The 25,442-nt window shown below is 54.9% G+C and carries 25 protein-coding genes; 6 read left to right on the top strand and 19 right to left on the bottom strand.

Annotation, left to right across the window (positions count from 1 at the left end; all coding sequences use genetic code 11):
* The first annotated feature begins 84 nt into the window (after positions 1-84).
* The gene (gene gntT, locus N5J69_RS09115) at positions 85-1,401 is read left to right on the top strand and encodes a gluconate transporter (protein WP_279769714.1); all 1,317 of its coding nucleotides are present in this window, start codon (positions 85-87) and stop codon (positions 1,399-1,401) included.
* A 177-nt stretch (positions 1,402-1,578) separates the two neighbouring features.
* Here the strand turns inward: gntT and N5J69_RS09110 are convergent, their stop codons facing one another.
* Positions 1,579-1,824 (bottom strand): hypothetical protein, encoded by a 246-nt coding sequence (locus tag N5J69_RS09110; RefSeq protein WP_150012361.1) that lies wholly within the window; start codon positions 1,822-1,824, stop codon positions 1,579-1,581.
* Positions 1,825-3,130: 1,306 nt separating this feature from the next.
* Between N5J69_RS09110 and cspE the strand changes: the two genes are divergently transcribed.
* The 4 genes from cspE to tatE all read left to right on the top strand — a co-directional run bounded on the left by cspE (position 3,131) and on the right by tatE (position 5,613).
* A complete protein-coding gene (gene cspE, locus N5J69_RS09105; protein ID WP_006118399.1) occupies positions 3,131-3,340 on the top strand; it encodes a transcription antiterminator/RNA stability regulator CspE in 210 nt (69 codons plus the stop codon).
* 226 nt (positions 3,341-3,566) lie between these two features.
* On the top strand, positions 3,567-3,998 hold the full coding sequence (locus tag N5J69_RS09100; protein WP_279769712.1) for a GNAT family N-acetyltransferase: 432 nt from the start codon (positions 3,567-3,569) through the stop codon (positions 3,996-3,998).
* Positions 3,999-4,457: 459 nt separating this feature from the next.
* The gene (locus N5J69_RS09095; RefSeq protein ID WP_279770098.1) at positions 4,458-5,246 is read left to right on the top strand and encodes a deaminated glutathione amidase; all 789 of its coding nucleotides are present in this window, start codon (positions 4,458-4,460) and stop codon (positions 5,244-5,246) included.
* A gap of 163 nt (positions 5,247-5,409) precedes the next feature.
* Complete coding sequence (gene tatE / locus N5J69_RS09090; protein WP_003854033.1) at positions 5,410-5,613, top strand: twin-arginine translocase subunit TatE; 204 nt, start codon at positions 5,410-5,412, stop codon at positions 5,611-5,613.
* Positions 5,614-5,725: 112 nt separating this feature from the next.
* Here tatE and lipA read toward each other — a convergent pair whose 3' ends face one another.
* The 13 genes from lipA to leuS form a co-directional block, all read right to left on the bottom strand.
* Positions 5,726-6,691 (bottom strand): lipoyl synthase, encoded by a 966-nt coding sequence (gene lipA / locus N5J69_RS09085; RefSeq protein WP_279769710.1) that lies wholly within the window; start codon positions 6,689-6,691, stop codon positions 5,726-5,728.
* Positions 6,692-6,860: 169 nt separating this feature from the next.
* Positions 6,861-7,520, bottom strand: a complete 660-nt coding sequence (gene lipB / locus N5J69_RS09080; protein ID WP_279769708.1) for a lipoyl(octanoyl) transferase LipB — start codon at positions 7,518-7,520, stop codon at positions 6,861-6,863.
* An 80-nt stretch (positions 7,521-7,600) separates the two neighbouring features.
* A complete protein-coding gene (gene ybeD, locus N5J69_RS09075; protein WP_279769707.1) occupies positions 7,601-7,864 on the bottom strand; it encodes a DUF493 family protein YbeD in 264 nt (87 codons plus the stop codon).
* 100 nt (positions 7,865-7,964) lie between these two features.
* Positions 7,965-9,176 carry a D-alanyl-D-alanine carboxypeptidase DacA gene (dacA, locus tag N5J69_RS09070; RefSeq protein WP_033732040.1) on the bottom strand — a complete coding sequence of 404 codons (1,212 nt, stop codon included), beginning with the start codon at positions 9,174-9,176 and terminating at the stop codon, positions 7,965-7,967.
* 131 nt (positions 9,177-9,307) lie between these two features.
* Positions 9,308-10,402, bottom strand: coding sequence for an endolytic peptidoglycan transglycosylase RlpA (gene rlpA / locus N5J69_RS09065; protein ID WP_279769705.1), 1,095 nt, complete (start codon positions 10,400-10,402; stop codon positions 9,308-9,310).
* A gap of 10 nt (positions 10,403-10,412) precedes the next feature.
* Positions 10,413-11,525: a peptidoglycan glycosyltransferase MrdB gene (mrdB, locus tag N5J69_RS09060; RefSeq protein ID WP_279770095.1), complete on the bottom strand. Its 1,113-nt coding sequence runs from the start codon at positions 11,523-11,525 to the stop codon at positions 10,413-10,415.
* An 8-nt stretch (positions 11,526-11,533) separates the two neighbouring features.
* On the bottom strand, positions 11,534-13,438 hold the full coding sequence (gene mrdA, locus N5J69_RS09055) for a peptidoglycan DD-transpeptidase MrdA (RefSeq protein ID WP_279769703.1): 1,905 nt from the start codon (positions 13,436-13,438) through the stop codon (positions 11,534-11,536).
* A gap of 34 nt (positions 13,439-13,472) precedes the next feature.
* Positions 13,473-13,943: a 23S rRNA (pseudouridine(1915)-N(3))-methyltransferase RlmH gene (gene rlmH, locus N5J69_RS09050; protein ID WP_013357098.1), complete on the bottom strand. Its 471-nt coding sequence runs from the start codon at positions 13,941-13,943 to the stop codon at positions 13,473-13,475.
* A 3-nt stretch (positions 13,944-13,946) separates the two neighbouring features.
* On the bottom strand, positions 13,947-14,264 hold the full coding sequence (rsfS, locus tag N5J69_RS09045) for a ribosome silencing factor (RefSeq protein WP_111139027.1): 318 nt from the start codon (positions 14,262-14,264) through the stop codon (positions 13,947-13,949).
* A 92-nt stretch (positions 14,265-14,356) separates the two neighbouring features.
* Positions 14,357-15,001 carry a nicotinate-nucleotide adenylyltransferase gene (gene nadD / locus N5J69_RS09040; protein ID WP_279769700.1) on the bottom strand — a complete coding sequence of 215 codons (645 nt, stop codon included), beginning with the start codon at positions 14,999-15,001 and terminating at the stop codon, positions 14,357-14,359.
* A complete protein-coding gene (gene holA, locus N5J69_RS09035; protein WP_279769699.1) occupies positions 14,994-16,025 on the bottom strand; it encodes a DNA polymerase III subunit delta in 1,032 nt (343 codons plus the stop codon). The genes nadD and holA overlap by 8 nt, the downstream gene beginning before the upstream one ends.
* Positions 16,022-16,621 carry an LPS assembly lipoprotein LptE gene (lptE, locus tag N5J69_RS09030; protein ID WP_279769698.1) on the bottom strand — a complete coding sequence of 200 codons (600 nt, stop codon included), beginning with the start codon at positions 16,619-16,621 and terminating at the stop codon, positions 16,022-16,024. Before lptE ends, holA begins: the two co-directional genes overlap by 4 nt.
* A gap of 14 nt (positions 16,622-16,635) precedes the next feature.
* Positions 16,636-19,218, bottom strand: coding sequence for a leucine--tRNA ligase (leuS, locus tag N5J69_RS09025; RefSeq protein WP_279769696.1), 2,583 nt, complete (start codon positions 19,216-19,218; stop codon positions 16,636-16,638).
* A 222-nt stretch (positions 19,219-19,440) separates the two neighbouring features.
* Here leuS and N5J69_RS09020 point away from each other — a divergent pair, with 222 nt between their 5' ends.
* Entirely contained in the window at positions 19,441-19,923 is a 483-nt protein-coding gene (locus N5J69_RS09020) for a zinc ribbon-containing protein (RefSeq protein ID WP_279769695.1), read from the top strand.
* Positions 19,924-19,967: 44 nt separating this feature from the next.
* On the opposite strand, the gene N5J69_RS09015 is transcribed toward N5J69_RS09020, so the two are convergent.
* From N5J69_RS09015 to lnt, 5 genes are all read right to left on the bottom strand, one after another.
* Positions 19,968-20,693: an amino acid ABC transporter ATP-binding protein gene (locus N5J69_RS09015; RefSeq protein ID WP_279769694.1), complete on the bottom strand. Its 726-nt coding sequence runs from the start codon at positions 20,691-20,693 to the stop codon at positions 19,968-19,970.
* Entirely contained in the window at positions 20,694-21,371 is a 678-nt protein-coding gene (gene gltK / locus N5J69_RS09010; RefSeq protein ID WP_279769692.1) for a glutamate/aspartate ABC transporter permease GltK, read from the bottom strand. It lies immediately after the preceding gene.
* Positions 21,371-22,111, bottom strand: a complete 741-nt coding sequence (locus N5J69_RS09005) for an amino acid ABC transporter permease (RefSeq protein ID WP_279769691.1) — start codon at positions 22,109-22,111, stop codon at positions 21,371-21,373. Before N5J69_RS09005 ends, gltK begins: the two co-directional genes overlap by 1 nt.
* 281 nt (positions 22,112-22,392) lie before the next feature.
* Entirely contained in the window at positions 22,393-23,289 is an 897-nt protein-coding gene (locus N5J69_RS09000) for an amino acid ABC transporter substrate-binding protein (RefSeq protein ID WP_279769690.1), read from the bottom strand.
* A gap of 627 nt (positions 23,290-23,916) precedes the next feature.
* Positions 23,917-25,440, bottom strand: coding sequence for an apolipoprotein N-acyltransferase (lnt, locus tag N5J69_RS08995; protein ID WP_279769689.1), 1,524 nt, complete (start codon positions 25,438-25,440; stop codon positions 23,917-23,919).
* Between the last annotated feature and the right edge of the window lie 2 nt (positions 25,441-25,442).

Genomic DNA, 25,442 nt, shown 5'->3' with positions numbered 1-25,442 from the left:
CAGCGCACTGTTTTGTAGCCCTCAGGGGATCATGATAACAAACCGGCACTGAAGTCCGTTCAGTGCGCAAGGTGGAGAAAACCTATGCCATTACTCTATGTGGCGATTGGCGTCGCGTTACTGCTGTTGCTGATGATTCGCTTTAAGCTTAATGGATTTATCGCGCTGATCCTGGTGGCGCTGGCGGTCGGCGTGATGCAGGGCATGCCGGTCAATAAAGTCATTACCTCAATCAAAGCGGGTGTCGGGGGCACGCTTGGCAGTCTGGCGCTGATCATGGGCTTCGGTGCCATGCTCGGTAAGTTGCTGGCCGACTGCGGCGGCGCGCAGCGTATCGCCACCACCCTGATTGAAAAATTCGGCACAAAGCATATTCAGTGGGCACTGGTGCTGACCGGTTTTATCGTCGGATTTGCGCTGTTCTACGAAGTTGGCTTTGTGCTGATGCTGCCGCTGGTGTTCAGCGTTGCGGCGTCGGCGCGTGTGCCGCTGCTCTACGTCGGGGTGCCGATGGCGGCAGCCCTCTCTGTGACGCACGGCTTCCTTCCCCCGCATCCCGGCCCAACGGCCATTGCCACGCTGTTTAACGCAGACATGGGTAAAACGCTGCTGTTTGGTACGCTGCTGGGTATCCCTACGGTAATTCTGGCGGGTCCGGTGTATGCCCGTTTCCTGAAAAATATCGACAAACCCATTCCGCAGGGACTCTACAACCCGAAAACCTTTACCGAAGCGGAAATGCCCAGCTTTGGCGTCAGCGTCTGGACGGCGCTGGTTCCGGTGGTGCTGATGGCACTGCGTGCCGTGGCGGAGATGCTGTTGCCTAAAGGCCATGTGCTGCTGCCCTACGCAGAGTTCTTTGGCGACCCGGTAATGGCAACGCTGATTGCTGTACTGATTGCAATCTTTACCTTTGGCCTGAATCGCGGTCGTACGATGGAACAGGTAATGGATACCCTTACCGACTCGATCAAAATCATTGCCATGATGCTGTTGATCATCGGCGGCGGCGGTGCCTTCAAACAGGTGCTGGTGGACAGCGGCGTGGATAAATATATCGCCAGCATGATGCACTCTACCCAGCTTTCACCCATCTTTATGGCCTGGTCAATTGCCGCCGTGCTGCGCATTGCCCTGGGCTCTGCCACGGTCGCGGCGATTACCGCCGGGGGCATTGTGGCACCGTTGATTGTTACCAGCGGGGCCAGCCCGGAACTGATGGTGATTGCGGTGGGGTCCGGTAGCGTGATCTTCTCTCACGTTAACGACCCAGGCTTCTGGCTGTTCAAAGAGTATTTCAACCTGACGATTGGCGAAACCATCCGCTCCTGGTCTGCGCTGGAAACCATTATTTCGGTTTGTGGTCTGGTGGGATGCCTGCTGCTCTCCTGGATGATCTGACCTCTTGCCGCTGGCAGTACTGCCAGCGGCTTTTTGCTTTCGCTTCTCTTCAGCGCGTTTCCTTTTTTATCCTGAGCTGTTTCCGGTCATCTCTCCGCAACGGCTGGCGTGTAACCTCACTGTAAAAAGGGCCGCAAAACGCGGCCCACGGGTCTGTATCAGCGTAAATCTGGCCTCTTAATGAGGCGGTTCAAAACCGGCTTTCACCATCTGTTCCCGCAGCGCACGCGCAATTTCACGGTTGCCGCCGGTGACCGGATAGATAACGTTGTTGACCACATCATCAAGGTAGTGCTCTTCAAACTCCTGCATCGTGAGTTGAGTGCCGCCTTCATCGTTGATGGCGAAAGAACCTTTGATGTGGTTACCGCTGTTTTTTGCCTTAAGGCTATAGCGGCCCATGCTGGTATTAATCGTGCTCATAAGATCTCCTCGCGACTCGTTTTCAATCTCATCACTGCTGAGGCCTGCCTTGCCGCCTAAATTTTAGCCAGGAGTGGTCTGGAAAACGAAGAAAGAGGGCCGGTAAAAAGTGGTGTTGCGATCGTTATCCCAGAATATAAATAAAAGTGAAAGTTGCTGAACTTATGACCAGTTAAACCCTAAGGGAAGCGGCGTAACAAATTTTTCTGTCTATACTGCTTACAGGAAAAGTGTTTAATCGGTGAGGGGAAAAGGAAATGAAAATTATTCTGTGGATTATCGCGATCATTTTTATCGTGGGCTTACTGACCCTGACAGGGGTATTCAAACTGATTTTCTGATGTCAGATTTTTGTTAAAGCTTCAGCGACAGCGGGCACCTAATCAGGTGCCCGAACTGTTTTCTGGCTGGCTAATAAATACTGGCTGATGGGATCCATTGGCGTGTTCGGCAGCAGATCCTGTGAGCCCAGCTGTTTTTTACAGCATGCGCAGCGGGCACCGTGAAAGTTGCGCTTACCTTCCCGATAATCAGTGAAAACGAACCGTGCGCTTCCACACTGGCTACAGCGTATCTTCATGACCATTCTGCGTTTCATCCTCCTTTTTCATGAGCACTGACTGATGCCTGCTTCTTTTCGGTTAAGCAGATTTTATCTATTGCCAGGCAATATTATTCCGGGCTGCGATGAGAAACGTAATTTCTTATGACGCTGATTGTTTGTTGCCAAATGCGAATTTAGCCACTAAAAAGCACTTCATTGATTACGCTCAATGTTTCTTAGCTATTGGCTAAAATATCCACGAATAGCCCATTCTGGCGGGGGTTAATGGCACGGCTCGCTTATTTTCCCGCGATTAAAAGCAGGAACTGCGCTCGGAAATTTAAGATTCAGCGTCTGTTTAATGTGTATTTGTCCCGCAGTAACCTGCAGAAGCGCCAAAATCGGCTCTGTGGGTAAAAAGTATTTTCCGAATGAAGATCAAAAAATTGCCCTTTTGCACCGCCGGGTTTCCTTGATGTGCGTCATGCGTCTTAATAAGATTTTTCTTTTTAACATGAGTGCTGCATCAGTTTTCAATCAAAAAGGTGCCTTATTCCAGCGGGTTAGCGTGCAGGGCCGATCCAGCGTCTGCTAGTCGCTCAGGGAGGATTCGCAAGTCCGAAAGCAGGAAAGTGTGATGGATGCACGGAAAGTCGATATTTATCACTTTTTCATCAAATCGGACTGGACAAATCCCTCGGCAATTGCTGTACTAGACCCCGACACAGTTTAGTGTCCATTTTTCATGTAAAGGTAATATAGATGTCTAAGATCAAAGGTAACGTTAAGTGGTTTAATGAATCTAAAGGATTCGGTTTCATTACTCCTGAAGATGGCAGCAAAGATGTATTCGTACATTTCTCTGCAATCCAGAGCAACGGCTTCAAAACTCTGGCTGAAGGTCAGCGCGTAGAGTTTGAAATCACCGACGGCGCTAAAGGCCCATCTGCTGCTAACGTTATCAGTCTGTAAGTTAACAGTCAGAATTCTAAAAACCCGCCTTATGGCGGGTTTTTTTATGGCTGTAATCTGCGCTTCATCCCTCTGATCGTACCCTCTGTATCGGCTGTATGCCGCACAAACTGCGCGGCGGCTCACAACAAATACTCGTAACATCTTTATAACAACCCGACAGGCAGCTTTTTAGCGTGCGACGCTATATAACTGTGCGACAGAACCCGGTGAGTAAGGAGGCAGGATGAAGATACGTCAGGCGGAGTTAAAAGACAGTTTTGCGTTGAGTGCCTTGCTAAGCGAGTTAGGTTACGGCGGCACCGAAAGCTTCATAGAGCAGCGCCTGGCGCAGTTATGCAGCGATCCCAGTGAATCACTGCTCGTGGCTGAACATGGCAGCCAGGTGCTGGGTTTCCTTTCCCTGCATTTTATTCCTCAGCTGGCTCTGGCGGGGGATTTTGCCCGCATCAGCTATTTCTGTATTGCAGAAGGAGAGCGCAGTAAAGGCGTCGGCCAGCAGCTGCTTCAGCACGCTGAAACGCTGGCAGCGCGTCGTGGCTGCGATCGCATGGAAGTTCACTGTCATCAGTCACGTCTCAAGGCGAATCAGTTTTACGCCCGCGAAGGCTATGCTGAATCACCCTGTTATCTCGTCAAAGCGTTACAGGCGGGTTAATTGCCCATTCACAGGGCCGACCCGCGTCCCGGCCAGCGTCTCCCGCTGCGTTTCCCTGAGGCTGGTAACAGACATGATCACAGTCCACGGCATTCTGTGCCTGTCAGCACGTTCTGCTTTCAGCGTAGCGTCAGGAGAGCAGAAACGGTTGCCGGGAGGGGGCGCTATCGGCCGGACAGCAGGCCTCTGCAAACCAGTAGTCCTTTATCTGACATGAAATGCCAGCGGCATTAAGCTGATGTGATTGCACACATCAGGCGAGGCAGAGAAGGGTAAACGGGACGATACTTTGCAGGAAGGCCTGACGATATGCGGTACCTGACACAGACATGCCTGCTCTGCTGGCAGCAGAAGAGTGTCAGGAAGATGACGGCGCACGCCAGCATTATCAGCAGGGGCTGATCCGCCGATGCGTGACGCCAGACGTGATGTTTCCGGCGCTGCAGGAGAAGAAAAATGATGAAAGTGGCATTAGGGCAATTTGCAGTGAGCCGAGCATGGCAGGAGAACGCCTCTGTCTGTCTGGACTTCATGCAGCGAGCGGCAGAAGAGGGGGCCGATTTGCTGGTGCTGCCGGAAGCGGTACTGGCACGTGATAATGCCGATCCTGATTTTGTGCTGCAGGCGGCACAGCCGCTGGACGGGCCCTTCCTGCGCCCGTTGCTGGCGTCGAGTCAGGACAATACGCTCACGACCATCATGAGCGTTCATGTCCCCACCGATCAGCATAAAGCGCTCAACGTGCTGGTGGCTTTCCGCCAGGGTGAAATCATTGCCGTCTATGAAAAGCTGCATCTGTACGATGCCTTCGCGATGCAGGAGTCACAGCGGGTCAATCCGGGCCATGCCATTCCGCCGTTGATTGAGGTAGCGGGGATGAAAGTCGGATTGATGACCTGCTACGACGTGCGCTTCCCGGAGCTGGCACGTCGTCTGGCACTGGATGGTGCAGAGGTGCTGGTACTCCCTGCTGCCTGGGTTAAAGGTCCGCTTAAAGAGATGCACTGGGAACTGCTGACTCGTACCCGTGCCCTGGAGAACACGTGTTATATGGTGGCGGTGGGCGAGTGTGGCCCACGTAACATCGGCAATAGTCTGGTTGTCGATCCGATGGGCGTGGCGGTGGCCAATGCGGCGGAGTCTCCGGCACTGCTGTTTGCCGATCTCGACCCTGAGCGTGTTGCCTATGCCCGCCGTGTACTACCTGTCCTGGAAAACCGGCGCTTCGCCCGTCCAGAACTCATGTGATCGGCTGAACCAGAAGCGACCGCGAATCCGCTTTATCTGCCGACAGGAGCGCTTCGCCGTGGCTTCACGGCGATCTCACTCTGTTACAGATTCCAGTTGTCGCCACGGGTAAACTGCGCGTAAATAACAGTCACCGTGATTTAATAAAGTTCAAAGGGTAAATATGGAAGGTATCAGTATTGCCAAGCTGCTGATTATCGGTGCGCTTATCGTACTGCTTTTTGGTACCAACAAGTTGCGTTCACTGGGCGGCGATCTGGGTTCCGCAATCAAAGGCTTCAAAAAAGCCATGAAAGATGAAGATACCAGCGCAACCCGAACGACAGCTGAAGATGTGCCAGCAGAACGCGTCGTTCATAAAGATTAATCGGTTATCGTCTGCAAATAACTGTTACTTTTTATTTCAGGCACACATAAAAAAACCAGGCTGTTTCCAGTCTGGTTTTTTTGTTTTCGCAGCAGCCTGAGCGGTTTTGCGTTTATTTCACTTCTTCGCCTTTGGCCTGCATATCTGCATGATAAGAAGAGCGGACAAACGGACCGCACGCGGCATGGGTAAAGCCCATCGCCATCGCTTCTTCTTTCATCTCATCGAACTCGGCCGGGCTGACGTAGCGCTGAACCGGCAGGTGATGACGACTCGGCTGCAGATACTGACCCAGCGTCAGCATGGTGACACCGTGGCGACGCAGATCGCGCATCACCTCAACGATTTCGGCGTTGGTTTCACCCAGGCCCACCATCAGACCCGATTTGGTCGGCACATCAGGATGCGCTTCTTTGAAACGCTCCAGCAGCTTCAGTGACCACTCGTAGTTCGCGCCCGGACGTACCTGACGGTAGACGCGCGGTACGTTTTCCAGGTTGTGGTTAAACACATCCGGTGGCGTCGCGGTAAGAATCTCCAGCGCACGATCCATACGGCCACGGAAGTCCGGCACCAGCGTTTCGATTTTGATCGCAGGATTTTTTTCGCGAATCGCGCTGATGCAGTCGGCAAAGTGCTGTGCGCCGCCATCACGCAAATCGTCGCGGTCAACTGAGGTGATGACCACGTAGCGCAGGCCCATGTCAGCGATTGTCTGCGCCAGTTTTGCAGGCTCGTTGGCATCAGGCGCATTGGGACGACCATGTGCCACATCGCAGAACGGACAGCGGCGGGTACAGATTGCACCCAGAATCATAAAGGTGGCGGTGCCGTGGTTAAAGCATTCGGCGAGGTTAGGGCAGGATGCTTCTTCACAGACCGAGTGCAGCCCGTTTTTGCGCATCGCGGCTTTAATGCCCTGAATACGACTGGAGTCGGCTGGCAGCTTGATTTTCATCCATTCCGGCTTACGCAACATCTCCTGCCGTTCAACAGCCACGGTTTTCACCGGGATTAGCGCCATTTTGTCTGCGTCACGATATTTGACGCCGCGTTCCATCTGAATTGGTTTACTCATAAATCAGCAGGTTCCGGTCGGATTGCGATTTGAAAGCGTTCCCGCTCAAACCGGGAAAGCTGCTTTCAACTTTATTTGAAAAAAGTGCAAAAATTATATCATTACATCGCCTGCGAAGCAGCCACAGTCAGCACGGATAGGTTACATATTTGTAAATTCGCATTCTGCGTTAAGGCTTAACAGGGAGATCGTCTGATATCCATTCAACATTTTCATAACCTGCCAGCCGTGCAAATGCGCTGACCAGTGGAGAGCGTACCTGCTCCGTGGTGACCTCTGGCTGGAAATTTTTCAACTGGGTCATGCTCATACCGGCGTAACCACAGGGATTGATGCGCAGGAACGGGGATAAATCCATGGCAACATTCAGCGCCAGACCGTGAAACGAGCAACCTTTACGGATGCGTAATCCCAGCGAGCAGATCTTCTCTTCCCCGACATAGACGCCAGGGGCATCCGCACGGGCGCGGGCGCTGACACCGAATTTTTCCAGGGTCGCGATAACCGTCTCTTCCAGAATGGTCACCAGCTGGCGTACGCCGAGCTTACGGCGTTTCACATCAATCAGAACGTACATGACCTGCTGTCCCGGCCCGTGATAGGTAACCTGACCGCCACGATCGCTCTGCACCACCGGAATATCGCCTGGCATCAGCAGGTGTTCCGCTTTTCCTGCCTGACCCTGAGTAAAGACCGGGGGATGTTCGACCAGCCAGATTTCGTCACGACTCTGGTCGTCGCGCTGGTCGGTGTAGTGGTGCATGGCGTCGGAGACGGATTGCCAGTCGCGCAGATCTGACTGACGGACAAAGAGGGTTTCAACTGACAAAGCGATAGCCCGCTAAAGGAAAAAACGCTGAGGATAACGTCGGCAAACCGTCAGGCAGAGACGCCTTGCCGACCCGTAAATTACAGCACCATCCGCACAATTTCGATGTTGCCCAGCTCTTCATACAGGCGTTCAACCTGCTCAATGTGGGTGGCGTTGATAGTGATGTTTACGGAGTGATAGTTGCCTTTGCTGCTCGGCTTAACTTCAGGGCTGTAGTCGCCGGGCGCATGACGTTGCACCACTTCAACCACTTGATCAACCAGCTCCGGTTGCGCCAGACCCATTACTTTGTAGGTAAACGGGGTAGGAAATTCGAGCAGTTCATTCAGTTTGGTTTTCATATTAACTCCGGTGCATAAAAAACAGGCTCCCGCCTGAGCGGGAGCATCATAATATCGTGTAATGGGGGCGAAGGGGTGATTTTTCAATCACCCTCTGCGCTTAACCGAACCAGTGATGGAACATCAGCTTGATGTAATCAACGATGCGGCCAAAGAAACCCCCTTCAGAGATTTCGTTCAGCACCACCAGCGGACGCTGTTCGATAGTCTTGCCATCCAGCTGGAAGTTGATGCTGCCGACAACCTGGTTTTTCTTCAGTGGTGCATGCAGTTCCGTGTTGGTCAGCACATAGCTGGCTTTCAGATCTTTCATGCGGCCACGTGGAATGGTCAGGTAAGCATCTTTTTCCACACCCAGCTGCACGCGATCGTTATCGCCGAACCAGACTGGTTCAGAGGCGAACTCTTTGCCCGCTTTCAGTGGCGCAACGGTTTCAAAGAAACGGAAGCCCCAGGTCAGCAGTTTCTTGCTCTCAGTTTCACGGCCTTTAAAGGTATGACCGCCCATCACGGCAGAGATCAGGCGCATCTGGCCTTCAGTTGCTGACGCCACCAGGTTGTAACCCGCTGAGTTAGTGTGGCCGGTTTTGATGCCGTCCACGTTCAGGTTGGTATCCCACAGCAGGCCGTTACGGTTCATCTGACGGATGTTGTTGAAGGTGAACTCTTTTTCTTTATAGACAGCGTACTCTTCCGGCACGTCGCGGATCAGCGCCTGGCCGATCAATGCCATGTCGCGGGCAGAACTGTACTGACCTTCAGCGTCCAGGCCATGCACGGTCCCGAAGTGGGTATTCTGCAGGCCAATCGCTTTGACGTAGTTATTCATCAGATTCACGAACGCATCCTGGCTGCCGGCGACATAGTCAGCCATCGCAACACAGGCGTCGTTACCCGACTGCAGCACAATGCCACGGGTCAGCTGAGAGACCGGCACGCGGTCGCCTGGCTTCAGGAACATCAGCGAGGAGCCTTTGAACACCGGATTACCGGTCGCCCAGGCATCCGGGCCGACGGTGACCATATCGTCCTGATGAATTTTACCGGCTTTTACAGCCTGACCAATGACATAGCTCGTCATCATCTTGGTCAGACTGGCAGGATCGCGGCGTGCGTCGGCGTTTTTCTCGGCCAGCACTTTGCCCGAGTTGTAGTCGATAAGGACATACGCTTCGGCATCAATGTCCGGCACGCCCGGAATCATGGTTTTGAGATTGACGTCATCAGCAATAGCAGCATGGCTGAGAGAGAAAGCGATCAGTGATCCCACTGTCAGGCGTTTCAGCAAACGAGATGATTTCAGCGTGTTCATGTGTAGGACTACAACATCCGTGAGTTTGAGGTTAAAAATGTCACTCATCATACCCAATGCCACATAGTCTGGCACCGGGCGTGATGATTGGGTTGTTAGCAGACGTTACGTGTCACTGTCTGATAAACGAATCAGCGACGCGTATTCGTAATAAATGAGGCGGTCTGGCCTTCACTGCTCAGGCGCTGTTGCAGTGCAGCCGCTTCGGCGCGGGAGCTGTAACCGCCGAGCTGTACGCGATAAACATTGTTGCCCGCGTCTTCAACCTTGCCGGGCACCCCATAGCGCTGGCTCAGGCTTTTCATCATCTGCCGGGCGCGCGCCGGATCGTTCAGCGCGCCGACCTGCACCACATAGCCGGTGGCACCACCGCTGGCTGCAGGCGCGGCGCTGGCGGCGACAGGAGCAGCACTGCTGGCGGCGGGGGCCGTATTGACGGGCGCGGCGGCGGGCGGCTCACTGCCTTCCAGCACGCCGTTCGCTAAGGGCTGAGGTGCGCCAAGAAAACCGCTGCTCTGTACCGGTGCACCCATGTTGTCACCGCCCTGCAGCGTACTGTTGCTGATGGCTTCGACATTTTGCGCGGGGGGTTCAGAGGGGGCTGCGCTGCCGCCGTTCATGACTGCGCCACCGCTCAGGTCCGGACGGGCAGGCAGAGAGTAGCTCTGTTTCGCTACCACCGTTCCGATGGTGCCGGGGCCAGAGAGCGTGCCATCAGGTGCGACCTTGATGTAGTCGACCCGCACCCGTGAATTATTGGAGATGTTCAGACGATCACCGGCAGCCCGCGACAGGTCGATAATGCGTCCTGGCGTGTAGGGGCCGCGATCGTTGACGCGCACCACAATCTGACGGCCGTTCGCGATATTGGTCACGCGCACATAGCTCGGCAGCGGCAGAGTAGGGTGGGCCGCAGTCAGCGCATCGGGATCGTAGGCTTCGCCGGTGGCGGTGCGGTTGCCCTGCGCCTCTTCACCGTACCAGGTTGCCAGACCGACTTCGCTGTAGTTGGACGGGTCGCTGATGATGCGATAATTCTTGCCGTTAACGCTGTAATCCTGGCTGGTGCCTGGATTGATCGGCTCATAACGTGGCTCAACGCCTGGAATTTCTACCACCGGCCCATTGTAAGCCGGTTGCGGCGGCGCCGTATTTTGGGGTTCGGGCGTGGTACAGGCCGCCAGAACCAGTGATGCCAGTGCAACGCCAAGCCATTCCTTACGCATCTGCAGCCTCTTAGACACTTTTAGATAACATTTTTCGGTGAGTGTGGATCGACATCACAATGCCAAATCCCGCCATAAGCACGATAAGCGCGGAGCCGCCGTAACTGACCAGCGGCAGCGGCACGCCAACTACCGGTAAGATACCACTAACCATGCCAATGTTAACGAAAACATAAACGAATAAAATCAGCATCAAACCGCCCGCCATGACCCGTCCAAAGGTGGTCTGCGCCCGGGCTGCCACAACCAGCCCCCGCATAATCAGCAGCAGATAGAGGGTCAGCAGCAGCAGCACCCCTACCAGACCCAACTCTTCGGCCAGAACCGCAAAGATAAAGTCGGTATGACGTTCCGGCAAAAATTCCAGCTGTGACTGGGTGCCCTGCAGCCAGCCTTTACCGCGCAGTCCCCCTGAGCCGATGGCGATTTTCGACTGGATAATGTGATACCCGGCACCCAGCGGGTCCGTTTCCGGGTCGAGCAGCATCATGACGCGATCGCGCTGATAGTCGTGCATCAGGAAGAACCACAGAATCGGGATAAAGGCGGCGACCAGCAACACGGCAACGCCAATCAGTTTCCAGCTCATCCCCGAAAGGAACAGGACAAACAAACCGGAGGCCGCAACCAGAATCGAGGTACCGAGATCGGGCTGTGCGGCGACCAGCAGGGTTGGCACAAAGATTAACAGCAGCGCAATGCCGGTGTTTTTGAGCGTGGGCGGACAGACATCGCGGTTGATAAAGCGTGCCACCATCAGTGGCACGGCTATTTTGGCTATTTCTGAAGGCTGAAAACGCACAAAACCGAGATCGAGCCAGCGCTGTGCGCCTTTACTGATCTGACCAAAAGCATCCACTGCCACCAGCAGGATGACGCAGACAATATAAAGATAAGGTGCCCAGCCTTCATAAACACGCGGCGGTACCTGCGCCAGCACAATCATGATCACCAGACCCATCGCAATCTGACCGAGTTTACGCTCCATCATGCCAGGATCCTGCCCACTGGCACTCCAGATCACCACGGCGCTGTAAGTCAGCAGGCCGAGAATGATCAGCATAAACATCGGATCAATGTGGATGCGCATCCAGATCGATCGTTTCTGCGGACTATCTTGCATCGACATGTTTATTCACCTTCATAACCGGGCGGCACAGGTGCGGCGTCCGGCAGGACTGTATTGTTATCACCCAACATAATATGATCCAGAATCTGGCGCATTACGGTGCCGACAGCCGGACCGGCGCCACCGTTTTCCAGGATGATGGTCACAGCGACCCGAGGTTTGTCATAAGGAGCAAACGCGGTCATTAATTTATGGTCGCGTAATCGTTCAGCAATTCTGTGGGCGTTATACGTTTCGTTTTCTTTCAGGCCAAAGACCTGTGCCGTACCGGACTTGGCGGCAATTTTATAAGGCGCATCAGCAAAGCTTTTATGCGCGGTGCCGTTGGGGCGATTTGCTACGCCGTACATGCCATCTTTGGCGATTTCCCAGAAGCCGGAATGGATGTCACCAATCGGGGCCTCAGGTGGCTGGCGATAGGGCACCAGGGAACGGCCTTCGCGGGTGGCACGCAGCATGTGTGGCACTTTGACGACGCCGTCGTTAATCAGAATCATCATGGCTTTGTTCATCTGCAACGGGGTAGCCGTCCAGTAACCCTGGCCGATCCCTACCGGGATGGTGTCACCCTGATACCACGGCTTTTTAAAACGCTTCATTTTCCAGTCGCGGGTCGGCATGTTACCGGCGCTCTCCTGCGGCAGGTCGATGCCGGTACGGCTGCCATAACCGAATTTATTCATCCACTCCGACAGGCGATCAATACCCATGTCATAGGCGACCTGGTAGAAGAAAGTATCGGCAGACTCTTCGAGTGCTTTGGTGACGTTAAGCCGACCGTGCCCCCATTTTTTCCAGTCGCGGAAACGTTTTTCTGAACCGGGAAGCTGCCACCAGCCAGGGTCAAACAGGCTGGTGTTACGGTTAATGACGCCAGCACTCATGGCCGAAACCGCTACATAAGGTTTGACGGTGGAAGCCGGTGGATAAGCCGCCTGAATCGCACGGTTATAGAGGGGACGATTTTCATCTTCCAGCAGGCCGCGGTAATCCTTACTGGAAATACCGTCGACAAATAAATTGGCATCGTAGCTGGGCGTTGAGACCATCGCGAGAATTTCGCCGGTGCGCGGATCGCTGACGACAACAGCCGCACGACTGCCCGCCAGCAGGGTCTCGACATACTGCTGCAGTTTGAGATCGATAGTCAGATAGATATCCCGGCCCGCCTGCGGTGACTCCTCATGCAGCTGGCGAATAACGCGGCCACGGTTGTTAACCTCAACCTCTTCAAAGCCGGTTTTGCCGTGCAGCAGTCCCTCGTAGTACGCCTCAATCCCCAGTTTACCGATGTCGTGCGTGGCGGCATAGTTGGGCCAGAGGCCCTCTTTATCGAGGCGTGCAACGTCACGATCGTTGATTTTTGACACGTAGCCGACCACATGCGTCAGCGTGGCACCGTAAGGGTAATAGCGGCGCTGATAACCTTTAACTTCCACGCCGGGAAAGCGGTACTGATTGACCGCAAAGCGTGCCACCTGCACTTCATTCAACCCGGTTTTAACCGGAATGGAGGTAAAGCGACGCGAGCGTTTACGCTCTTTCTGGAAGTTTTCGAGATCGTCGTCAGTCAGCTCTAAAACAGGGCGTAAGTTTTCCAGCGTCTGCTGCAGGTTATCGACCTTTTCGGGCACCAGTTCCGCCTGATAGATGGTGCGGTTCAGTGCCAGCGGTGTGCCGGTGCGATCGTAGATTATGCCGCGACTGGGAGCGACAGGGACCAGCTTGATACGGTTCTGGTTAGAGCGGGTGCTGTAATCATCAAAGCGAAGAATTTGCAGATGGTAAAGGTTAACCACCAGGATCGAAGAGAGCAGTAAGATACCGACGAAGGCGATGAACGCCCGACGGACAAAGAGTTTCTGTTCGGCGCTGTAATCGCGAAAGGCGTTGCTTTGTAATTTCATCCGCTACTTGTCATGTCTGATGTGGGCTGATCGGTCATTCACGATGATAAGGATGATTAGTCGTTATACTCCAGGCCCGATACAGACTTTCGGCTACCAGCACGCGCACCAGCGGATGGGGCAACGTCAATGCTGACAGTGACCAGCTCTGCTCTGCCGCCGCTTTACAGGCGGGGGCCAGGCCTTCAGGCCCGCCAATCAGCAGGCTGACATCGCGGCCATCCAGCTTCCAGCGTTCAAGCTGCTGCGCCAGTTGCGGGGTTTCCCACGGTTGGCCAGGAATATCCAGCGTGACGATGCGATTGCCTTTGCCGACCGCCGCTAACATCGCTTCACCCTCTTTTTCAAGGATGCGTTTGATATCAGCATTTTTGCCGCGTTTACCTGCGGTTACTTCGGTCAGCTCAAACGGCATATCTTTCGGGAAGCGGCGCAGATATTCCATAAAACCGGTCTGCACCCAGTCGGGCATTTTAGTGCCGACGGCAACAAGTTGCAGTTTCACCGATCAGCTCCAGAGTTTTTCCAGCTCATACAGCTGGCGACTCTCTTCCTGCATCACATGTACGATGACATCACCCAGATCAACCACGACCCAGTCTGCTGCGCTTTTACCTTCAATGCCTAATGGCATCAGGCCAGCTAAACGGGACTCCTGCTCAACGTGTTCTGCGATCGAAGTCACATGACGCGTGGAGGTGCCGGTGCAGATGATCATGAAATCGGTGATGCTGGATTTGCCCTGAACGTCGATGGTGACAATGTCCTGGCCTTTGAGATCATCAATCTTATCAATAACGAACTCTTGGAGTGCTTTACCTTGCAAAAGGTTCCCCTTGGAATCTGGTGGTATCGGGCTGGCTGTAAGCCCGGAGAGTACAGCCAAAAATTTAAGCGGCGCAGTATAGCATGCCCGGATCAGTCGCGATATAAGCCTTCGCGGTCGATATAATCGATAACTGCGGCGGGCAGCAGGTCGTCGCAGGGCTGGTGCTGATGGCGGCGGCGGCGGATTTCGGTCGCCGAAATATCATAGAGTGGGGTTTCTGCCAGCCAGATATGGCCTGCGGGCTGCTGATGCAGCTGCCGGATATCCTGAGCAAGGTGGTGATCGAGCCACTGCTGCATCTCCGGCGCGTCAAACCGGGTCGGATAGCCAGGCCGCTGGCACACCAGCAGATGGCAGAGTGACAGCAGGTCCTGCCAGCGGTGCCATTTCGATAAGCTCAGCAACGAATCCTGACCAATGATAAAGCCCAGCGGCTGGCGTGCACCGCGTTCGGCACGCCAGGCTTCCAGGGTCGTCACGGTCCAGGAGGGCGTGTCGCGTTCCAGCTCACGGGTATCAATTTCAAACAGCGGCAAGTCGCGAATAGCGCAGCGCAGCATCGCAACCCGCTGGGCAGCGCTGGCTTCAGGTTGTGGACGATGCGGCGGCACATTGTTGGGCAGCAGCGTCACACGCTGCAGGCCGGTCTGCTGAGCCAGCGCCTCGACCGGGCGCAGATGACCAAAATGAATCGGGTCGAAGGTGCCACCGAACAGCGCGTGTAACTCAGACATGGGCAAAACTCGTCGGAAAAGCACGACTGCTGAGCAGCAGCGTCAGGGTCTGCAACTGCGGCCACACCGGCTGTCCATAATCCTGCTTCAGGGTGATCTCAATCTGACTGAGCAGATGAATCGCACGTTGCAGACGCGTCGCATCCAGTCGTTGCAGGGCGTCGGTGAACAGCGCGCGGCGGTTCTGCCAGATACGCTGCTGATCCATCAGCGTTCGCAGCGGCTGCCGGGTCTGCTGGCGCTGCAGATGCAGCAGCGTCAGCAAATCGCGCTGCAGCGTACGCAGCAGAATCACCACTTCGCTCTCTTCTTTCTCCAGCTGATGCAGGATATGCAGCGCACGGCGGCTCTTACCGGCCAGTAACGCATCCACCCAGTGGAACGGGGTAAAGTGCGCCGCATCGCTGACCGCCTCTTCAACCCGGGGCAGGGTCAGCTTGCCGTCGGGCCACTGCAGCGAGAGACGCTCCAGGGCCTGGGCCAGCGCCAGCAGATTACCTTCATAGCAGTAACACAACAGCTGCACGGCCGCGTCATCTACCGAAAGTTTCAGCGCCTTTGCACGATTAACGACCCAGCGTGGCAGTTGTGCCTGCTCGGGCGTCTGGCAGGGCACCAGAACCGCAGAGGCGGACAGGGCCTTGAACCATGCGCTGTTTTCCTGCGCTTTGGTCAGCTTTGCCATCCGGCAGATCAGCAGAATATCGGCGTGCAGCAGCTGCGACAGCTTTATCAGCTGCTCGGCCATGGCGGCGTTTGGGCCGTTATCGGGGAAATGCAGCGTCATGGTCTGACGCCGTGCAAACAGACTCAGTGACTGACAGCTGACAAACAGGTTCTCCCAGTCGGTCTGAGCATCCAGCGTAAAACTAAAATGTTCTTCAAATCCCTGCGCACTTGCGGCGGCACGGATGGCATCTGAACTTTCCTGCAACAGCAGCGGTTCGTTTCCGGCTAACAAATAACAGGCGCGCAGCCCCTCACGGAGCTGCGCGCTGAGTTGCTCAGGGTAAATCCTGATCATTGCAGGCTGGTAGCAGAGGAAGAAGGTGCTTCCTGTGAACCCTGACCCGGAACCGGAATCACTGACGCCGGTAAGGTCTCTTTTTTGTTGATCTGCGCGGCATGCACGGTCAGCAGTTTACGTACCAGCTGTTCGGCAGCACGCTGACGCATCTCCTGCGTAATCAGCTCCTGCTCGGCATCTTTTGCCAGTGCAGCATTCGGGTTATCGAAGAACGAACGATAAACGGTGGTGCTGATTGGGTAGATTCCTTTGCCCGGCAACAGAACCTGCGCCGTCAGCGTCATGACCAGCTGATACTCCGCAGAGGTGCCGCTGATAAAGACCGATGCGGTGTTACGTCCCTGCGCTTCAGGACCCAGACGCAGCGTCGGAATATCGGTGCGGTTCTGTTTAGTGTCTTCAACAATGGTGACATCGTTGACACGCAGTTGCTGGCGCACAGTACGTGCCAGCGGTCCATACGGATCGCCGGTAGAAACAATCAGGGTTTTCAGTTCGCTGGGCACCTGCGTGGTGCCGCGAGGATGAAAACCACAGCCGGCGGTGATCACCACCGCCAGCATGACAAACAGCCTGATAATCGGATGTCGCACAGTTCCTCCTGAACTTAACCTACGACCAGGTTAAGCAGTTTGCCCGGTACATAAATGACTTTACGGATAGTCACGCCGTCAAGATACTTCGCCACCAGATGCTCCTGGGCAGCGCGTGCCTGAACCTGTTCCTGCGTAGCATCGGCTGGCACGGTAATTTTGCCACGCACTTTGCCGTTCACCTGCACGACGACCAGCAGTGAATCTTCAACCATAGCGGCTTCATCTGCCACCGGCCAGGTCGCTTCATCGATGGTGCCTTCACCCCCCAGCGTCTGCCACAGAACATAGCAGGCGTGCGGGGTAAACGGATAGAGCAGACGGACAATCGCCAGCAGCGCTTCCTGCATCAGAGCGCGATCCTGCTCGCTCTCCTGCGGGGCACGTGCCAGTTTGTTCATCAGCTCCATAATCGCCGCAATGGCGGTGTTGAAGGTCTGACGACGGCCAATGTCATCCGCCACTTTAGCGATGGTTTTGTGCAGGTCACGACGCAGCGATTTCTGCTCGTCATTCAGGCTGTCTACATCCAGTGCTACGGTTGCACCCTGTGATGTGTGCTCGTAAACCAGTTTCCAGACACGTTTCAGGAAGCGGTTAGCCCCTTCAACACCCGATTCCTGCCACTCCAGCGTCATATCCGCCGGTGAAGCAAACATCATGAACAGACGCACGGTATCCGCGCCGTAACGCTCAACCATCAGCTGTGGGTCGATGCCGTTGTTTTTCGACTTCGACATTTTGCTCATGCCCGCGTAAATCACGTCGCGGCCCTGGGTGTCTGTGGCTTTTACAATGCGGCCTTTCTCATCACGCTCAACCTCAACGTCAACCGGTGAAACCCAGTTACGCTCGCCGTTGGCACCGAGGTAGTAGAAAGCATCAGCCAGCACCATGCCCTGGCACAGCAGACGTTTGGCAGGCTCATTAGAGTTCACCAGGCCTGCGTCACGCAGCAGCTTGTGGAAGAAGCGGAAATACATTAGGTGCATGATGGCGTGTTCAATACCGCCCACGTACTGATCGACCGGCAGCCAGTAGTTTGCTGCCGCCGGATCCAGCATGCCTTCCTTGTAGCTGGCGCAGGTGTAGCGTGCGTAGTACCAGGAGGACTCCATAAAGGTGTCAAAGGTGTCGGTTTCACGCAGGGCTGGCTGGCCATTCACCGTGGTTTTCGCCCACTCAGGGTCTGCTTTGATCGGGCTGGTAATGCCATCCATCACCACATCTTCCGGCAGGATTACCGGCAGCTGGTCTTCTGGTGCAGGCATTACGGTGCCATCTTCCAGCGTCACCATCGGGATAGGTGCGCCCCAGTAGCGCTGACGGGACACACCCCAGTCGCGCAGACGGTAGTTCACTTTACGGACGCCAACGCCTTTTGCCGCCAGAGAATCCGCAATAGCGTTAAACCCTGCAGCGTGATCCAGGCCGTTGAACTCACCTGAGTTAAACAGTGCGCCTTTGTCGGTCATTGCTGCGGCGCTGACGTCCGGAATTGAGCCATCCAGATTCAGGACGACCGGCTTAATCGCCAGATCGTATTTGGTGGCAAATTCCCAGTCGCGCTGGTCGTGCGCCGGAACCGCCATGACAGCACCGGTGCCATATTCCATCAGTACGAAGTTGGCAACCCAGACCGGGAGAAGCTCGCCGGTCAGTGGATGAATAACAGACAGGCCGGTCGCCATGCCTTTCTTCTCCATGGTCGCCATATCCGCTTCGGCCACTTTGGTATTGCGGCATTCAGCAATAAAGTCAGCCAGCGCGGGATTGTTGACCGACGCCTGGGTTGCCAGCGGATGACCCGCCGCGACGGCAACGTAGGTTGCGCCGATAAAGGTATCTGGTCGGGTGGTGTAGACGGTGACCTTCTCTTCGCTGTCAGCTACGTCGAAGGTGATTTCAACGCCTTCAGAACGGCCAATCCAGTTACGCTGCATGGTTTTGACCTGCTCAGGCCACTCTTCCAGCGTATCCAGGTCGTTCAGCAGCTCTTCCGCATAATCGGTGATCTTGATAAACCACTGCGGGATCTCTTTGCGCTCAACCTTGGTGTCGCAGCGCCAGCAGCAACCATCGATCACCTGCTCGTTCGCCAGCACGGTCTGATCGTTCGGGCACCAGTTAACGGCAGAGGTCTTTTTATAGACCAGACCTTTTTCATACAGTTTGGTGAAGAACCACTGTTCCCAGCGATAGTACTCTGGCTGACAGGTTGCCAGTTCACGACTCCAGTCATAGCCAAAGCCCAGCAGCTTAAGCTGGTTTTTCATGTAGGCGATGTTGTCGTAAGTCCAGGGAGCCGGTGCGGTGTTGTTTTTAACCGCAGCGCCTTCTGCAGGCAGGCCAAAAGCATCCCAGCCAATCGGCTGTAGTACGTTTTTGCCGAGCATACGCTGATAACGCGCGATTACGTCGCCGATGGTGTAGTTACGAACGTGGCCCATATGCAGACGGCCAGAAGGATAGGGCAACATGGAGAGGCAATAGTATTTCTCTTTACCTTCCTGCTCAGTCACTTTAAACGTTTCGTTTTCATCCCAGTGTTGCTGCACACGGGATTCAATCTCTTCCGGGCGGTATTGCTCTTGCATGGCTGCCTGTGGTCCTTTATGAATAACATTTTTCTGGCTCTACGATCCGCATAGCATACCCATAAGGCCGCGTATCAACAACACTTCCCACTTTTGCTGGCACGATTTCTGCTGAAAGCGTCAGCCTCTTCACTCTTTTGTAATTCACTGTACAGACGACACGGCAAAAGCAGCATTGCGACTAAACTTAGTTCAGCGAGGGTCTGCATAAAGGAGAATAAAATGAATAAAGTGGCTCAGGAATATCGCGAGTCGTTAGCCGTACTGACTGACCGTCTCCGTCAGGGCGATCGTAACCTTGATGAGCTGATTGCCGGGCGACGCAGCCAGTTACTGGTGCGCGAGGATATGACGGAAGAAGAGATTGACCAGGCGCTGAGCTCAGTGCGCCGCGATTTGGGCGAGTTTGCACGCAGTTATACGGATACTGAAGAGCCGCTGGCGGATTCACTGTTTATGCGGATCATCCGCGAGAGTGTCTGGAAAGAGCTGGCGGATATCACCGACAAAAGTCAGCTGGAGTGGCGGGAAGTCTTCCAGGATTTGCATCATCACGGTGTCTATCAGAGCGGTGAAGTGGTGGGACTGGGCAATCTGGTGTGTGAGAAGTGCCAGTTTACCCGGGCGATCTACACGCCTGAAACCCTGTCGCGCTGTCCGGAATGCGGCAACGATCAGTTTCAGCGTCAGCCTTTTGAACCCTGATAGCAAAACCGATGCGGGCCACTCAGGTGACCCGCATGGCGGTATTAGTGCAGAATTTTAGCGAGGAAATCTTTAGCACGGTCAGACTGTGGGTTATTAAAGAAGTCATCTTTGTTGGTGTCTTCGATAATTTTTCCTTCATCCATGAAGATCACACGATTAGCTACTTTGCGGGCGAAGCCCATCTCGTGTGTGACCACCATCATCGTCATCCCTTCCTGAGCCAGCTCGACCATCACATCCAGCACTTCGTTGATCATTTCCGGATCCAGCGCAGAGGTCGGTTCATCAAACAGCATTGCGATCGGGTCCATGCAGAGCGCACGTGCAATCGCCACACGCTGCTGCTGTCCGCCCGACAGCTGGCCTGGAAATTTCTCGGCATGGGCTGAGAGACCCACACGCTTCAGGAGCTTCAGCCCTTTATCGCGGGCCGCCGCTTTGTCGCGTTTTAGCACTTTCACCTGCGCCAGAACCAGATTATTGATAATGCTCAGATGCGGGAACAGCTCGAAGTGCTGGAACACCATGCCGACCTGGCTGCGAAGCTGCGCAAGGTTGGTTTTTTTGTTATTCACCTCGATGCCGTTGACGGCAATCACGCCCTGCTGAACCGGCTCAAGTCCATTTACCGTTTTGATCAGCGTTGATTTACCGGAGCCGGACGGCCCGCAGACCACCACTACTTCACCGGTTTTGACCTCGGTTGAGCAGTCGGTCAGCACCTGAAAGTGACCATACCACTTAGAAACATTTTTCAGGCTAATCATTTAAACCGTCCTTTTTCTTTTTAGATAGCTGACCAACAGCGATGCGCTCAGGCTGATAACGAAGTAGACCAGACCTGCAAACAGAACCATTTCAACCTGGGTGCCGTCGCGCTCACCAATGGTGGACGCGGTACGGAAGAAGTCCGCCAGGCTCAAAACATAGACCAGCGAGGTATCCTGAAACAGCACGATACCCTGCGTCAGTAACAGCGGAACCATGGCGCGGAACGCCTGCGGCAGGATGATCAGGCGCATTGCCTGCGACTGCGTCATTCCCAGCGCCAGCGCGGCGTTGCCCTGTCCACGGGAAATACTGATGATGCCGGCGCGAATGATTTCTGAGTAGTACGCCGCTTCAAACAGCGAAAAGGCGACCATGGCGGAAATCAGCCGGATATCGGTTTTGGGCGACAGGCCCAGCACCTGCTGCAGAAAACTCGGTACCACCAGATAGAACCACAGCAGCACCATGACCAGCGGCACCGAGCGGAACAGGTTGACATAAATTTTGGCAAACCAGCTGATGGGCTTAAAGCTCGAAAGACGCATCACCGCCAGCAGCGTGCCCCACAGAATCCCGAAAACCACGGCGGTCAGGGTGATTTTAAATGTAATCACCAGGCCGTTGAGCAGATAGGGCAGGCTGGGGGCAATGGAACTCCAGTCAAACTCGTGCATTACTTGCCTCCCGCATTGCCTGGCAGCCGGACTTTGCGCTCGACCAGACTCATCAACAACATAATCACCAGGTTAATCGCCACATAGGCCAGCGTAATGGCGGTAAAAGATTCATAGGCGTGAGCAGAATAGTCGAGCAGTTTACCCGCCTGAGCCGCCATATCGACCAGACCAATAGTGGAGGCGATAGCGGAGTTCTTCACCAGGTTCAGCATTTCCGATGTCATCGGCGGGACAATCACGCGATACGCATTCGGCAGCAGCACATAGCGATAGGTCTGCGGCAGGGTTAATCCCATCGCCAGACCGGCATTCTTCTGCCCGGTCGGCAGTGACTGAATGGCTGCGCGCACCTGCTCGCAGACGCGGGCAGCGGTAAACAGGCCAAGACAGATCATCGAGGAGAGGAAGAACTGAATGTTGGGGTCCAGCTCAGACTTAAACCACATGCCGAGCTTTTCGCCTGCCAGTTCGGGCGCAACCAGATACCAGAAGAAGAACTGGACGATCAGCGGGATGTTACGAAACAGTTCGACATAGCAGGTGCCAATGGTGGCCAGCAGACGATTAGGCACCGTGCGCAGAATGCCGAAAAATGAACCCACGCAGAAGGCGATAATCCAGGCGCAGCAGGAGACGGCAATCGTCACCTGAAAACCGGACCACAGCCAGCCGAGGTAGGTCGTGTTACCGAACGGGGCCTGTTCGAGAAAAATGCCCCAGTTCCAATCGATACCCATAACGAGCTCCGGAAAAAAAGGGTAGCTAAGCTACCCTGAAGATTGATGAACGGCGTTTTATTTCCTGACTCAGGGGAACGACCCGTGTCAGTCTGTCTGTCCATGCCGCGGTTTCAGCAATCGAGAGGGCAGCCAGGCCGCCCTTGTTATACCCGTCATCGTTCAGGCTGCATTTTTGGTGGCTGCGTTCACTCACCCGATTCACTCACCTGAATAAGCTCATCGGGATGCATTCTCCTGCCGCCTCAATGCAATCTGAAATCCGTTGGGTATTTTTTTTGTTAATTCAGTGCTTTGTCATTTGGCGTTTTGAACAGCGCTTTCATGTCATCAGAGAGCGCAAAGTTCATGTTCAGATTCTTTGGCGGAATCGGCTGTTTGAACCAGGTGTCGAACCATTTTTCTGCCTGACCAGAGGTCTGGGCTTTGGCAATGGTTTCATCCACCAGCGCTTTGAACTGCGGATCATCTTTACGCAGCATGCAGCCATAGGCTTCTTTTGACTGCGGCGTGCCTAAGATTTCCCAGTTGTCCGGCTTTTTCGCTTTGGCGCGTTCGCCCGCGAGCAGGGCATCATCCATCATGAAGGCCACAGCACGACCGGTTTCCAGCGTACGGAAGGAGTCGCCGTGATCTTTGGCGCTGATGATGCGCATATCCATCTTCTGTTCGTCGTTGAGCTTGTGCAGCAGCACTTCAGAGGTGGTCCCTGACGTCACAACCACAGTCTTGCCTTTCAGATCGGCGAAATCTTTGATCGGGCCATCTTTCTTAACCAGCAGACGGGTGCCGATGACAAAAATGGTGTCCGAGAACGCGGCCTGTTTCTGGCGCTCAAGGTTGTTGGTGGTCGAGCCACACTCATAATCGTAGGTGCCGTTTTGCAGCAGCGGAATACGGTTTTGTGAGGTGATCGGGATCATTTTGACCTGCAGATCCGGCTTGTTCAGCTTCGCTTTGATGGCTTCAACGATGGCGTTTGAGTAAGCCTGTGAATAGCCCACGACTTTTTGCTGGTTGTCATAATAAGAAAAGGGAACTGATGATTCGCGATGCCCGACCACAATGACGCCGTTGTCATTGATCTTCTTCAGGGTGCCGCTGAGATCTTCCGCCTGGGCCGCTCCCGCCGCTGCGCTGATCAGCAGAAGAGATAATGCCACTTTGCGTAGTTGCATGTTCCAACTCCTTCGTATGAAAAAGGCCCAGGCTATAACCTGCGCTGATTATGATGTTGTGTCTGTTTTCTGCTGCGTTTTTGCTCATTCTGCGGTTTAAAAGGGCGCAGATGAGTCACTAACATAGCGGATTGTTAACGCAATGAAACAAAAAAGTTTCTTTTTTGCGAGGTGATCCGCACCAAAAAAAGGCAAATATGTCGCTCTGCCCGTTAACGGTGCAAAGGAGGTAACTCTTTTGGTGCAGCCTGCCACGCGTCAGCGCCTGTAATCCGCCTGCTGGCGTAAAACAGTGAAACATTCTGCAATCATCGTGCCAGAAAGCGGTACAGATTGAGAAAGGCAGCAGAGTATGCGGTCAGGAGAGTGAGTTATATCGGGGGGAAGGAAATAAAAAAGCGAAGCCGCAGAATGCTGACACGCCCTGAGCCTGATTAATCTGGCTCAGGGCGTCAGATGAAAGCGCAGGGAGCATTGGCAGAAAAGGAAAGCGTCCCGCGTCCTGGACAAAAGTGCAGGGAGCGTTTTTGAACAAGGCTCCGCGCTGGCCCGTTGCCGGGCCAGTGCGTGCGGTTTTTGCGATCTGACCCCCCAGGCTGGGCCTCACCGTTAACCGCGTCTGTACGGTTATCGGCGTCGACGCAGCAGGGCTATCAGTGCTGCCAGCAGCGTCAGTGACCAGACTGGCCAGATGCCAGCCTGCGCATACGGCGTTTCCCCCTGCGTCGGCGTGACCTTGCTGGTCAGCACATCGCGGGTAAACTGCGGCAGCATCGCCTGCACATCACCACGGGCATTCACAACCGCAGTCACGCCGTTATTGGTGCTGCGTAACAGCGGGCGGCCCAGTTCCAGCGCGCGCATCCTCGCCATCTGGAAGTGCTGCCACGGGCCGATAGAGTGACCAAACCACGCATCATTTGAAACAGTGAGCAGGAAGCTGGTGTCAGGATGGAAATTGGCCCGTACCTGTTCACCCAGCACGATCTCATAACAGATGGCGCTGGTCAGGTTATAGCCCGCTACGCTGAGTTGCGGCTGAAGATAGTTGCCACGACTGAAGGCCGACATCGGCAGATCAAAGAACGGGGCAAGCGGTCGCAGCAGATCGGCCAGCGGTACAAATTCGCCAAATGGCACCAGGTGATTTTTCTGATAGCGATTGCCGCTGAAGTAGTTGTAGGGCGTTTTGCCGCCCAGCACGATTACGGTGTTGTAATCGTGATAGCGGTTCTGTTCCAGCCGGGAGTCTACAATACCGGTGACCAGCGAACTGCCACGTTCACGCAGTTCATCATCCAGCGAACGCAGGAAGGGTTGCTGATTACTTTCCAGATCGGTAATCGCCGATTCAGGCCAGATAATAATCGGCGCTTTGCCCATCAGCGGCTGACTGAGGCCATGATAAATGCGCAGGGTATTGAGCAGCTGCTGCGGGTCCCACTTCATCGATTGCGGGATATTCCCCTGTACCAGCGCCACGTCTACGGCACGCTCCGGCATCGGCTGAACCCACTGGATGTAGCGCAGCGGCCACGGCAGGGCCAGCAGCAGCACGGCCGCGGCCAGGCTTTTGACGTTGCGCTGCTGCAGGGCATAAGCCAGCAGACCCGCGATCACCATCAGCAGGAAGGTCAGGGTCTCTACGCCAGCCAGGGGTGCCAGGCCTTTTAACGGGCCATCAATCTGGCTGTAACCAAACTGCAGCCACGGGAAACCGGTCAGCACCCAGCCGCGCAGAAACTCCGTAATCTGCCACAGGGCCGGTGCCGCCAGCGCCAGGCGCCATAGCGTCGTTCGCGGCCAGATGCGATTCAGCAGGCCCGCAAACAGCGCCGGGTAGACCGCCAGATAAGCGGCCAGCAGCGCCACGATAAAGACATTGACCGGACCCGGCATGCCACCAAAGGTGGCAACGCTGACATACACCCAGTTAATGCCGCTGCCGAACAGCCCCAGTCCCCACACAAAGCCGATTGCGGTGGCCTGCGGGCTTGAGCGGTTCAGGGTCAGCAGCTGTAATCCGCACAGCGAGAGCAGGGCGGCGGGCCAGAAATCGTAAGGGGAGAAGGCGAGGGTGCCGAGCGCACCCGTTATTAAAGCCAGCAGCAGGCGAACCCGCTGGCGCGGGTAGAGTGAGGCTAAAGCCATAG

It is taken from the genome of Pantoea sp. GD03673, assembly GCF_029844725.1.
GTDB lineage: Bacteria > Pseudomonadota > Gammaproteobacteria > Enterobacterales > Enterobacteriaceae > Pantoea.
The sequence above is the reverse complement of the archived record's forward strand: the minus strand, read 5'-3'. Positions and strand labels throughout refer to the sequence as shown.

What these genes read in the sequence shown, in the direction of transcription:
- gntT (WP_279769714.1), top strand. Translation starts at nt 85, where the DNA reads ATGCCATTACTCTATGTGGCGATTGGCGTCGCGTTACTGCTGTTGCTG.
- N5J69_RS09110 (WP_150012361.1), bottom strand. Translation starts at nt 1,824, where the DNA reads ATGAGCACGATTAATACCAGCATGGGCCGCTATAGCCTTAAGGCAAAA.
- cspE (WP_006118399.1), top strand. Translation starts at nt 3,131, where the DNA reads ATGTCTAAGATCAAAGGTAACGTTAAGTGGTTTAATGAATCTAAAGGA.
- N5J69_RS09100 (WP_279769712.1), top strand. Translation starts at nt 3,567, where the DNA reads ATGAAGATACGTCAGGCGGAGTTAAAAGACAGTTTTGCGTTGAGTGCC.
- N5J69_RS09095 (WP_279770098.1), top strand. Translation starts at nt 4,458, where the DNA reads ATGAAAGTGGCATTAGGGCAATTTGCAGTGAGCCGAGCATGGCAGGAG.
- tatE (WP_003854033.1), top strand. Translation starts at nt 5,410, where the DNA reads ATGGAAGGTATCAGTATTGCCAAGCTGCTGATTATCGGTGCGCTTATC.
- lipA (WP_279769710.1), bottom strand. Translation starts at nt 6,691, where the DNA reads ATGAGTAAACCAATTCAGATGGAACGCGGCGTCAAATATCGTGACGCA.
- ybeD (WP_279769707.1), bottom strand. Translation starts at nt 7,864, where the DNA reads ATGAAAACCAAACTGAATGAACTGCTCGAATTTCCTACCCCGTTTACC.
- dacA (WP_033732040.1), bottom strand. Translation starts at nt 9,176, where the DNA reads ATGAACACGCTGAAATCATCTCGTTTGCTGAAACGCCTGACAGTGGGA.
- rlpA (WP_279769705.1), bottom strand. Translation starts at nt 10,402, where the DNA reads ATGCGTAAGGAATGGCTTGGCGTTGCACTGGCATCACTGGTTCTGGCG.
- mrdB (WP_279770095.1), bottom strand. Translation starts at nt 11,525, where the DNA reads ATGCAAGATAGTCCGCAGAAACGATCGATCTGGATGCGCATCCACATT.
- mrdA (WP_279769703.1), bottom strand. Translation starts at nt 13,438, where the DNA reads ATGAAATTACAAAGCAACGCCTTTCGCGATTACAGCGCCGAACAGAAA.
- nadD (WP_279769700.1), bottom strand. Translation starts at nt 15,001, where the DNA reads ATGTCTGAGTTACACGCGCTGTTCGGTGGCACCTTCGACCCGATTCAT.
- holA (WP_279769699.1), bottom strand. Translation starts at nt 16,025, where the DNA reads ATGATCAGGATTTACCCTGAGCAACTCAGCGCGCAGCTCCGTGAGGGG.
- leuS (WP_279769696.1), bottom strand. Translation starts at nt 19,218, where the DNA reads ATGCAAGAGCAATACCGCCCGGAAGAGATTGAATCCCGTGTGCAGCAA.
- N5J69_RS09020 (WP_279769695.1), top strand. Translation starts at nt 19,441, where the DNA reads ATGAATAAAGTGGCTCAGGAATATCGCGAGTCGTTAGCCGTACTGACT.
- N5J69_RS09015 (WP_279769694.1), bottom strand. Translation starts at nt 20,693, where the DNA reads ATGATTAGCCTGAAAAATGTTTCTAAGTGGTATGGTCACTTTCAGGTG.
- gltK (WP_279769692.1), bottom strand. Translation starts at nt 21,371, where the DNA reads ATGCACGAGTTTGACTGGAGTTCCATTGCCCCCAGCCTGCCCTATCTG.
- N5J69_RS09005 (WP_279769691.1), bottom strand. Translation starts at nt 22,111, where the DNA reads ATGGGTATCGATTGGAACTGGGGCATTTTTCTCGAACAGGCCCCGTTC.
- N5J69_RS09000 (WP_279769690.1), bottom strand. Translation starts at nt 23,289, where the DNA reads ATGCAACTACGCAAAGTGGCATTATCTCTTCTGCTGATCAGCGCAGCG.
- lnt (WP_279769689.1), bottom strand. Translation starts at nt 25,440, where the DNA reads ATGGCTTTAGCCTCACTCTACCCGCGCCAGCGGGTTCGCCTGCTGCTG.